Raw genomic sequence first — 11,611 nt, 5'->3', positions numbered from 1 at the left:
AGCCCGGCAAACATTGTCTGCTGGGCTTTTTCATGAAATTATCCAATCCAGTATGTCTTCAAACGACACAGCCATAGCGTTTTGATTTCTGCATCACGCATGACTGTGCCATCATCGATCAAATTTTAAACAATTCCAATATTTAAAGTGGCAATATAACCAGCGCTCACGCTGCCGGTAACAGAAGCCATTTCGGTACTGGTTCCATCGCTAAATACATTATCTGAAGAAAAACTCGTCACTGAACTGTTTTGTCCCTTTGTATATAACGACGAATTATATACAGCTGTCGTTACATCAATTGGCAGTGCCATTTGTGTCGTTGCTGTAGCCGTAACTGCGAGATTATTATTGAGGTATACCTGTACGTGGATATGCGTGATACGCCCCGCATACCAGCCAGGATAAATCGTTGTGAAAGTAACTTCACCATTACTATCGGTGAGTTGAATACCGCGCAGATAGGTAAGCCCAGTCTGTCCGGTATTATTGGTGACGTCATAACCGGAATACAAGCCATCTTTATCACAATGCCAGATATAAACTGCAGCACCTGAGATAGGTGCACAGCTACTTGACACGCTGGTAAGTGCCAGTTTTACTGTCAATGGAACCCCGGTCTTACTCTCGGCAATGTTGTTACGAACCATGGTGGTGTTTGATAGTATCGTCAGCAAAGGATAGGGGCCTTGTGTTTCTTGTGCCGTGATTACGCAAGAACCAGCGCTGGCTGCGGCGCGCGTGACTGTTATTGTGTAAGTGCGCGTGGTTGCTCCATCTTGTGCAGTCACTACCACGGTGATTGCGTTACTCCCTACACTTAAGGACTGTGTCCCAGATGTGCTGCCGCTGGTGACCGTCGCCCCGGCGACTTTGATCGTTGCGGCGCTGTTGGTTGAGGTTGGTGTTAGCGTGATGGAAGTGGCAGTGTTTGCGACAGCTATTGTGTAGCTGGTTGTGGCAGTTACAAAACTTGGTGACAAGGTGCCAGTAGATACATTCAATGAACTAAGACTGGCATCTGACGATACACTCACGGCAGCGCGGGTAACGATGATGGTTGTTGTGCTCGTAGTAGCGCCATCTTGGGCGGTAACCACTATGGTGATGGTATTGCTTCCCACTGCCAGCGCCAAGGCAGATGATGCAACTCCGCTACTGACGGTGGCACCATTTACTTTGATTGTTGCAGCATTGCTGGTAGTGGTAGGGGTGATAGTCACGGAGCTGATAGTGTTCGCAACTGACGTGGCATAGCTCAGAGTTCCGCTGCTAAACGTCGGCGATAAGCTGCCCGTTGATAATGTCAGCCCACTTAGCGTGGCAACATTGGATAGCGTCGCAGTACGTGTGACTGCTACTGTATAAGTGCTGCTGGTAGTTGAGTCTTGCGATGTGACAACTACACTGATCGTATTGCTGCCTACATTGAGAGACAGTGATGCAGACGCACTACTACTTGTCACGGTTACCCCATTGACTTTAACACTTGCACCTGCATTGGTGGTGGTGGGCGTCAAAGTGACGGTACTGACACTATTGGGTACGGTAACACTGTAGCTCAAGGTACCAGATGCAAAAACCGGTGATAAAGTGCCCGACGAGAAGGAAAGACTGCTTAAAGTGGCATCTGCTGACAAAGTGAGTGCCTGGCGCACTACCGTTAATGTGATTGTATTCGTCGTGACACCATCTTGCGCAGTGACCGTTACTATAACTGTGTTGTTGCCAGTGTTTAAAGCGACGGAGCCGGATGCGCTGCCACTTGATACGGCTGTACCATTAATTTTGACAGTAGCACTACTATTGGTGGTCGTAGGTGTCAGGGTTATTGCGCTGATACTGTTTCCTACTACGACTGAGTAGCTGGTTACCGAGCTTGAAAAAGTGGGTGACAGACTGCCAGTGGATACGCTGAGTGCAGACAAGGTGGCGTCACTGGATACGCTGGCTGTTGCACGTGTCACCACAATGAGGTAGCTCTTGGTAGTACTGCCGTCTGCTGCAGTTACAACGACATTGAAATTATTATTTCCTACATTGAGAGAAAAAACAGTCGAACTTTGTCCGCTGCTCACTATAACTTCATTTACCTTAATAGTGGCACCTGCAGTTGCAATTGTCGGACTCAGGCTCAATTGAGTAGTGCTGTTGCTGACCGCTGCGGTATAGGCTATGGTTGTGCTGGCAAACGCTGGCGTTAAGCTGCCGCTAGATAAACTCAGGCCGCTGAGTGTTGCATCGGTAGAGGCTGTACTTGTAGTTGAGGAATTACCGCCGCAAGAAGTAAGGGTCATGACACTCAAAGCACCTAAGCCGCTCAATGCAGTTAATGCAGCACGACGTGATGGTCGTGGAAACTGCATATCATTGACTTGTTCTGACACAGGCGCGTTATTTTGTTTTGTAAGACTTGAATGTTTTCTGACGGTCATGACAAAGCTCTCAAAAATTTAAAAATAAGATGGGGCTGCTACAGAATTAAACTAATTTTGTTGCGTCGAATTCGCATTTTCTATTTTTCTACCTTAAAAAACTGAACCCATGGAAGCAGGCGCGATTTATCCTACGTGCGTAAATTGGTGACACTTGTGAGTCGATGCCGAATTAAAAGCAAGCAGCTTTAAATAAGCTCACACCGGCACTGCCTGCTACGATAATATCGAGCGCACCGTCATTGTTGATATCTCCGGCTGTAACCGCATAAGCACCGCTACTGTTAAGGCTGATGCTACGTGTAAATGTGCCTGTACCTGTGCCAGTAAAAATATCGACAGTATTGCCAGTAAATGTGGGAACCAGGATGTCCGTTATGCTGCCGCGCAGTTTCGCGACAGTTACCGCGACTGCCGGACCTGAGCTGGCGTAGGTCTGTACCGTACCAAAGTTGCCGTCGCCTTTACCCAGAAAAACGCTGATACTGTTGTCGCCCTGATTCGCGACGACCAGATCCGCAAGCCCATCGCCATTAAAATCACCTGTTGCAATGCCAAATGGATTGGCTCCGACACTCAGCGTGGTACCACTGGTAAAGCTGCCATTTCCTGCACCAAGCAACAGCGTAACCTTGCCAGTACTGGCGTTGTTGACGATGGCCAGATCCATATATCCGTCGCCATTAAAGTCGGCAGCGACGATGCCATGTGGTACGGAACCTGCTGACGTAGCGATTTGAGTTTTAAATAAGCCATTTCCATTTCCCAATAAGGCACTGACAGAACTGGCAGTGGAATTTGCTACCGCTATATCTGCGATATTGTCGCCATTCAAGTCGGCTACCACCAGAGCGCGCGGCTTACTTCCAGTGATATAGCTGACGGCAGCAGCGAAAGTGCCGTCACCTTTATTCAGTAGAACACTTATTTCGCTGCCACCAAAATTGGCAGTAGCGATATCGGGATAACCGTCGCCATTAAAATCAGCGACTACTACTTGATACGGATTACTGCCCACACTGTAAGTGACGGGGTCACCGAAGGTGCCACTTCCCTTGCCGGTCAGTACACTGATCGTGCCAGCATCCAGATTGGCGGTGACCAGATCAAGAAACCCATCCTTGTTAAAATCGCCGCTGGCAATAGCACGCGGATTGGCACCTACGGTAAGTATTGATAGCTGGCTATAACTGCAGGTAAGCGCACTTGCCGTGCTCGATGATGAACTCGAAGATGTGGTTGCCGTAGTTGTGGTCGCCGTGGTTGTTGTAGTCGTTGTTGTAGCAGTGGTTGCAGTGCTTGTATTTGCGATTGATGTGCTTACGGTCGCGGTGTTTTCTGATGTTGTGCCACCGCCGCATGCGCTAAGCAGAAGACAAACGAAAGCCCAGCTTAGCAAGAGTCTTTTTGAGTAAGTAAAAGAGGACATATTATTTTAAATTTTTTACGCAGAATTAGTTTCAATGCCCGTGTCAGTAATGAATATGATCAAAAGTTAATTGCTCATGCCTTGAACACATTTGAATTTCATATCATTGAGTAATCTTATCGCTTCACTGAAAAATGAAAATTTGATTTACTTGGTTTTACATTCGTTACGGCAATAAACACGTCGAACTACTTCAATCCAGCTCAAGCTCACCTTTAATTTCATCTTGAATGCGTTGAATCAAATAGATACTGAGGACAATAATTAGGTATTGTCTAATTTGTATTAAAAACACAACATGTGCTTAATTTGTTGGAAAAATTTCTACTTTAATTATCAATAATTTAATGATCAGGAGTATAGTAATTCCACGATATTAACCATAACCCTTGCCCCATCAAATGCATGGCAAGCAGCCTTGATTTGCCCGACCAGGGCTTGAGACATCCCACTTTCTTGATATGGAACAGGTATGAAAATCTTCCCTTGGATTGGCTGTACCCTGACATTGATGTTTGTGACTCAGGCTCATGCGGCGCCAGCGAGTAATGAGAGTAACGAGAGTAATGGACGTTGTGAACGCACCGTCACGGCGGACGTGGTGGCGATAGAGCAGGCCATGATGATTAACCGCCTGGGCACGGCGCAACCGGGCGGCATGGTGTACGCGTTGCGGGGGGATGTGGTTGCTGTCAGCGGCAGCACGCCTGGGCCGGGCAATGCGCAATTGCGGCCAGGCAAACGCCCGCGGCCCATGGTCTTGCGGGCGAATGTGGGTGACTGCCTGGTGGTCAATTTCCAGAATTGGCTCAATCGTCCTCATTCCAATTCCAACCCGCCTGCGACGCGCAATGCATCGGTGCATGTGGCCGGTATGGAGCTGGTGCAGACCATCGCCGATGACGGCAGCTTTGTAGGTAATAATGCGGTGTCTACAGCAAACTATGCGAGTGGCATTATCCAGCCTGGCAAAGCAATCACCTATCGTCTGTTTGCGGCAGAAGAGGGCAGTTTTCTGCTGTATAGCCTGGCCGGGCAAGAGCAATTGACATATGGCTTGTTTGGTTCCGTCAATGTGCAGCCACGTGGTTCAGAATGGTATCGCAGCCAGGTCACGCAGGCTGAAATGCAACAGGCGTCGGTTACCGGTGCTACGGGTTACCCAGTGATTAATTATGATGCGCTGGTACCCGGTAGTAGCAAACCAGTGCTGAAAATGCTGGATGCGAGAAATAATATTGTTCATAGCGATCTGACGGCCATTGTCACCGGGCCCAACCATGGCCCTTTCACCGTCAGCGGCGCACGCAACCCCTCTTACCCCAATCCAGAATCACCATACCGTGAAGTGACGGTGATGTACCATGAGTCTTTCACACTGGTACAGGCATTTTCTCAAGTGGCGGACTCAAATAATGTGCTCAGCGGTGCCAATGATGCGTTTTCCATCAATTATGGTTCAGCAGGCATTTCTGCCGAAATTCTTGCTAACCGGCTCAAGGTCGGGCCGACTGCTGATTGCCCTGAATGCAAATTTGAAGAATTTTTCCTGAGCTCGTGGGCGGGTGGTGACCCTGCCATGGTGGTCGATAATCCAGCCAATCTGACATGCTCACCCCAGCCTTGTACCCCAGCCAAAGCAACCGTGGCGTTCTACCCGGATGACCCATCGAATGTGTATCACACTTATCAGGGCGATCGTGCGCGCTTCCGTGTCTTGCATGCAGGGCAGGGAATATTCCATGTGCATCACCACCATGCACATCAGTGGCTGTATTCGCCGGACAGTGATACCAGCAGCTATCTCGACAGCCAGACCATAGGCCCGGGTTCATCTTATACCATGGACCTGGTCTACGAGGGCAGCGGTAACCGCAACCTGACGCCGGGTGACTCTATCTTCCATTGCCATTTCTATCCTCATTTTGCCAGCGGCATGTGGGCCTTGTTCCGCGTACATGATGTGCTGGAACTGGGCACGCCTCTTGGCTCAGATGGCAAGCCCAGGGCCGGTTCACGGGCGCTGCCTGATGCTGAGATTTTGGCCGGCACACCCATCCCCGGCTTAGTACCCTTGCCAACTCGCGCCATGGCACCATTGCCAGCGGCAGTGCATATCGATAAAGGCCAGGTCAAAGTGACTGGCGCGGGCAACCCTGGTTATCCCTTTTTTGTACCGGGTGTCGCCGGGCACCGTGCGCCGCATCCGCCGAATGATTTTGCGGTGGAAAATGGCGTAGAACTGAATGGCGGCTTGCCACGCCATCTGATTACCGGCGGCACGATTTCTATCGATAAATACACGCAGACTGACTTTACCAAGGAAATGGGTCGCATCAATGCCATAGAATTACCAGAGCAGGGCACGCCCACAGAGCAGGCAGCGATGTCCATGCATGAACAAAAATCAGTTGCCACCAGAATGCCGGACGGCAGCCTCGCACAATTCGCCATGAATGGTTTGCAACGGGCGCCTGGTGCGCCGTTTGCCAATCCTGCCAGAGGTGCCACCGTCACGCCGCCAGTACGCATCTACAAGGGCGCTGCCATGCAGACTGACGTTGTGCTCAATAAAAAAGGCTGGCACTTCCCGCAGCAACGCATACTGGCCTTGTGGCAGGATGTGAAACCGATATTGAATGGTGACAAACCACCTGAACCCCTGTTCTTCCGCGCCAATAGCAATGACGTGGTTGAATACTGGCATGCCAACCTGGTGCCCAGTTACTATGAGCTGGATGATTTCCAGGTACGCACGCCCACCGACATCATCGGCCAGCACATTCATCTGGTGAAGTTTGATGTGCTTGCATCCGACGGTGCCGCGAATGGCTTCAATTATGAGGACGGTACCTTCAGCCCGGACGAAGTACGCAGCCGCATCACTGGCATCAACCAGGCTGGTGGCATTGCCGTGAATGGCAAACAAGTCAGACTGACCCCCAAAGCCATACCCACCTTTGGCAATGGCCCTACACCCGGCAGCATGCAATGGGTGGGCGCACAGGCGACAGTGCAGCGCTGGTGGGTTGACCCGGTAATGGATAAGCAAAAAGCCGACCGCACCCTGCTGACGGTATTTACACATGACCATTTTGGTCCTTCTACCCACCAGATGGTGGGCCTGTATGCCGGACTGGTGGTAGAGCCAACAGACTCGCGCTGGACTTCGATTGATGGTAAAACCTTGCTGGGTAACCGCAATGATGGTGGCCCCACCAGTTATGCAGCCAACATCGTGCCGCGCCAGGGCAAGGCATACCGTGAATTTGCGCTTGCAGTTGCAGACTCACAATTTGCTTATCTGCCTGCCAGCCGTAGCAGCTTTGATTGTTACCCCGGCCAAGACCCCATATACAGTGGTTGCAAGCGCAGTGTGAACGGCACTTACACTGGCTGGGCTGATCCGCTCAATGGCATCAACTGCGTTGGCTGCTTGCCAGTGGCAATCAGCAATCCGGTCAATCCACCGACTCCGCCTACCACCACGCCAAGTATCATTGGTGGTTTTGGTGTCGGTGTATCGGTACTTAATTACCGTAATGAATCCCTGGCCTTACGGGTGGCGTCCAGCAATGGTGCAGTCAATTCAGGCACGGACCTGGCAGGCTCATACAGTTCCATTTTACGTAATGATGCACAACTGAACGTGCAACCCGCGGGCGGTGCCAACATCAATCCGCTTTGCGTAAAAACTGCCACGAATAATTGCTTCACCTTCCCAAGGCAGCCAGTCAGTGCACAGATGGGTGGTACAGACCCTTTCACGCCCATATTGCATGTCTATGAAAATGACCCTGTGCAATTGCGTGTCATCGATGGTGCACTGGTGGGCAACCATACCGTCACTGTGAATGGTAATAAATGGTTGTTCGAGCCCTTCGACACCAATTCTGGCTATCGCAACAGCCAGACCATGAGCTTGTCCGAGCATTTTGAAACCCTGTTCACTATCCCGCAAACCGGCAAGGCCCAGTCGCTCGATTATCTGGTCAACACCAGCAATGCCTATGATGGTAATGTCAGTGGTGCCTGGAGCCTGATACGCAGTTATAACAACCAGGTGTCATGGCTCTCGCCTTTGCCAGGCAATTCCAACATCAGGCCGGTTGCCACCACCATGCCCAACCTGCCCACCGATTGCACTGCGCGCGGCCCTTGCGTGCGCCAGTTCAAGGTATCGGCCACGACCATACAACAACTGTTGGGTTCCAATAGCCCGCTACTCTACAACAGCCGTGGTGCCAAGCTGACGAATGGCAAGTTCTCGGATCAAACCCTGAACGACCCCAATGCCATCGTGTATGTGCAAGACCAGGACCTGAATCCCAACGGCACCCTGAAAGCCGGACTCAATATTGAACCACTGGCCTTGCGCGCCGCTGCCGGTGATGTCATCCGGCTGCAACTGACCAACCGTGTCAATGCCAAGGCACCTGTATTTACCACGCCTGAATCTGCCGCACGGCCCAATCTTGGTTTTACTGCAGCTTACGCCAACATCAATCTGCTGCCTTCCACCCAGGCAGGCTTGCATCCACAATTGCTGGCGATGGATGTCAGCAATGCAGATGGCATGAACGTCGGCAACAATCCAGTACAAACCGTAGCCGCCTGTAACCCTGCACCTTGCACCGGCACGCCGCCATCCATCATCTACACCTGGTATGCCGGTACCCTGCAAAACGAGAACGGCGTCACCAGGGCTACACCGGTAGAATTTGGTGCCCTCAACCTGGCACCTGCCGACCCGTTGATGCAGGCTTACCATGGCCTGTTTGGCGGCATGATCATCGAGCCAATCGGCGCGAAATGGCAAGACGATCCAGGCACGCATATCTCCAGCACGGTATCACCTGCGGTTGGCAAGCTTTTCCGTGATTTTGCGGTCTTCATGCAAACCGATATCGCCATGCAATATCAGGGTACATCACTGTACAGCGCGGGCTTGCCTTTGATGGCAGTCAACTACCGTACCGAGCCTTTCTTTTATCGTTATGGTACCAAGACCGATTTGAAACTGGCCGCTATCGACACCACCGCTGAGGTATCAAATACTCTGGTGAATGGTGATCCACAGACACCTGTCTTCCGCGCCAATGCAGGCACGCCAGTACGCTTCCGCCTGTTTGGCCCACTGGGGCTGGCTGATAACCAGAATGTGTTTGAGCTGACTGGTCATCAATGGCAGTTTGAACCGTATGCCGATAACTCCAGAAGGATAGGCAGTAACCCGGCATCACTATCAACGGGCACGCAGTCCGGCTATGGCACGACATCACATTTTGATGTTGTTGTCGATAAGGCTGGTGGATCATTCGCAGTGCCAGGCGACTATTTATACCGCAGTTGGCCCAATGGCCAATATAGTGCCGGTGGCTGGGGGGTGTTCCGTGTCAGTCCTGCTCAAGCGCGTGCTACCGTAGCAGTCACAGCGGCGGTGGCAGTGCAGGAGGTGTTTGCCGATGTCGTCGTGATTGACAAGGTAGTGACCATAGAAGGCATTCTTGAGGTCTCCGGTAGTGTCACGATGCGCCCCGGCAGTGTGCAATGGGAGCAGGCTGACACTGTCACCATCGTGGTGGACGGCAAAGAGCTGGGCAAGGTCGCAGTTGACCAGACCGGGCGCTGGAAATTCAAGGCCAATGCAGCAAAGCCCACCATGCTGGAAGTGCGTTCTTCTTTTGGCGGACTGGCACAGATCAGACCGGCGGCGACTATCATGACGGCGACTAATAATGCGATAGAGTCTGTCGACAAGCAGGTCGAACCACCTGTGCTGCCACTGGAAAAAATAGAACGACGGAAGCGTTAATGGGGTACGCGATACTTAACGAGCCTGCCTATGCACGTAATAGCTGGCATCAAGCCGTGGCCGGGCTGGTGCTGGCGACTGCGCTGGTCACTGCACAGCCAGCTATTTCTGCAGGCAGCGCCAGTGCAGCATTGGCAGCAGAACTTAAGCCCGCGCCAAATCAGGTGATCAAGGATGGTGTCTCCTTGCAATTGGAGATGTCTGAGTTCATGCAAGAGGGGGCAGAAGCGCGCTTTACTCTAAGCCTGCGCGATGCCGCAAGCTTAAATCCGATCCGCAATGCGCGTCCGATTGCCTGGGTCGACGGGCAAACCAAGGGAGAAGAAAACAGCGAGCAGGCTTGCCGTCGCAAGGTAGCCAATTTCATAGGTGGCGATTTGCTGCATGCGCCTGCACTCAGCTTGAATGCGTATTACGTGCTGGCATTGAATGAAGATAATTCTATCTCCGTCATCAATCCGCAAACCGGATTTGGTGGCTCCAAATTACTGACCTTGGTGATGCTGCATGGGGTAGGGCAAGATTGGTTGCTGACACCTGAGCAAAGCTTGTGGGTAAGCCAGCCGCAAGTTGGGGAAGTAGCGCTGGTGGATACCCAAACCTGGCAAGTCAAGACGTATGTTCCTGTGCCCGGTCACCCGGGTCAATTGGCCTTGCGCCCAGGCGCACAACAGATATGGGTATTAACTGACGATGGTGTGGCAGTCTTGGCAGCATCAAATGGTCAATTGCTGGCAACGATCAAAACTGGACAAGGCTTACACACTATCGCTTTTAGTGATGACGGTAAGAGCGTTTTTGTCAGTAATGCCGCTGACAACAACATCAGTCTGATAGACACGAGCAATCTCAGGAAAACCGCTGACCTGGCTGGTGGCATGAATCCCGTGGCCATGGCATGGTCATCCAAAGCACAATTGCTGTATGTTGTCCACGAAGGTGATGGCCAGATTATTGCCTTTGATGTTGCAGGAAAACGAGCAGCAAGTGTCAAGAGCTTACCGGGTGTCTCCATTATCCGGTTTGCACCCGATGGGCGCTATGGCTTTATTCTCAATCCGCAAAAAAACAAGCTCGATTTGCTCGATGTTGCCACCAATCAGATCGTGCAAAGTGCGGACATTTCGCATGGGCCGGATCAGGTTACGTTTTCTGATCGCCTGGCATACATCCGGCGACGTCATAGTGAAATCGTGCAACTTGTTCCGCTGGATGCAATAGGGAAGGCCGGGCAGCCATTGGCGCTAGCGTCGGTTAGCAACGGGCAAAAAGCCTTTGACAAGCGGCGCAGCACTGGTAGTCTGGCAGACACGACAGTGATAGTTCCCAACGGTGCAGCAGCCTTGCTGGCTAATCCAGCGGACCGCACCATTTATTATTACCAGGAAGGCATGAGCGCACCCGCAGGCAGCTTTCGCAATTACGGCCACGAACCACGTGCTGTGCTGGTGTTAGACCATAGCCTGCAAGAACACCTGCCCGGCAAATATCAGGCCAATGCCCGCTTGCCAAGGGCTGGCAATTACCAACTGGTGTTTTATCTCGACTCACCCAAGATGTTGCATTGCTTTCCCATTAATGTGCAAACTGATCCAGCCAAACCACCATCAACTCGGTATGCTGTGACACTGGCTGGTAGCGTGCCTGCCTTGAGCAAGGGCACGAACCAGAATCTGCAATTTGCCATCCGTGATGCTGTCAACGGGCAGGCCGTGTCTGGCGTCTCCGATTTGCAGGTCCTGCTTTTTAACACGACAAACAACCAGCAACTACAACTGGATGCGCATGAACAAAAAAATGGTGACTACAGCATTACGTTTGCTCCACAAGGAAGTGGAAATTATTACGTCTACTTTCAAGCGACATCGCTGGGCATGAGCTGGAACCAGGCAGCACAACTGGTGTTGACCGTGAAATAGTTTCTTCCAGAAT

Annotated in this window: 4 protein-coding genes; 2 read left to right on the top strand and 2 right to left on the bottom strand. The window is 51.5% G+C overall.

All coding sequences use genetic code 11. The annotated features are described in order from the left end of the window. Positions 1 to 125: 125 nt before the first annotated feature. Together AC1RVX_RS18710 and AC1RVX_RS18705 are read right to left on the bottom strand one after the other, a co-directional pair. Positions 126 to 2,297, bottom strand: coding sequence for a cadherin-like beta sandwich domain-containing protein (locus AC1RVX_RS18710; RefSeq protein WP_493218112.1), 2,172 nt, complete (start codon positions 2,295 to 2,297; stop codon positions 126 to 128). Positions 2,298 to 2,607: 310 nt separating this feature from the next. Continuing rightward, positions 2,608 to 3,864, bottom strand: a complete 1,257-nt coding sequence (locus AC1RVX_RS18705; RefSeq protein ID WP_493218111.1) for an FG-GAP repeat domain-containing protein — start codon at positions 3,862 to 3,864, stop codon at positions 2,608 to 2,610. Positions 3,865 to 4,336: 472 nt separating this feature from the next. Between AC1RVX_RS18705 and AC1RVX_RS18700 the strand changes: the two genes are divergently transcribed. Both AC1RVX_RS18700 and AC1RVX_RS18695 read left to right on the top strand, forming a co-directional pair. Beyond that, positions 4,337 to 9,679 carry a hypothetical protein gene (locus AC1RVX_RS18700; RefSeq protein WP_493218110.1) on the top strand — a complete coding sequence of 1,781 codons (5,343 nt, stop codon included), beginning with the start codon at positions 4,337 to 4,339 and terminating at the stop codon, positions 9,677 to 9,679. After that, positions 9,679 to 11,598 carry a YncE family protein gene (locus tag AC1RVX_RS18695; protein ID WP_493218109.1) on the top strand — a complete coding sequence of 640 codons (1,920 nt, stop codon included), beginning with the start codon at positions 9,679 to 9,681 and terminating at the stop codon, positions 11,596 to 11,598. Before AC1RVX_RS18700 ends, AC1RVX_RS18695 begins: the two co-directional genes overlap by 1 nt. Positions 11,599 to 11,611: the final 13 nt, after the last annotated feature.

This window comes from Undibacterium sp. GW821-FHT11B02 (assembly GCF_058808955.1).
This window is presented reverse-complemented; position numbering and strand designations above follow the sequence as displayed.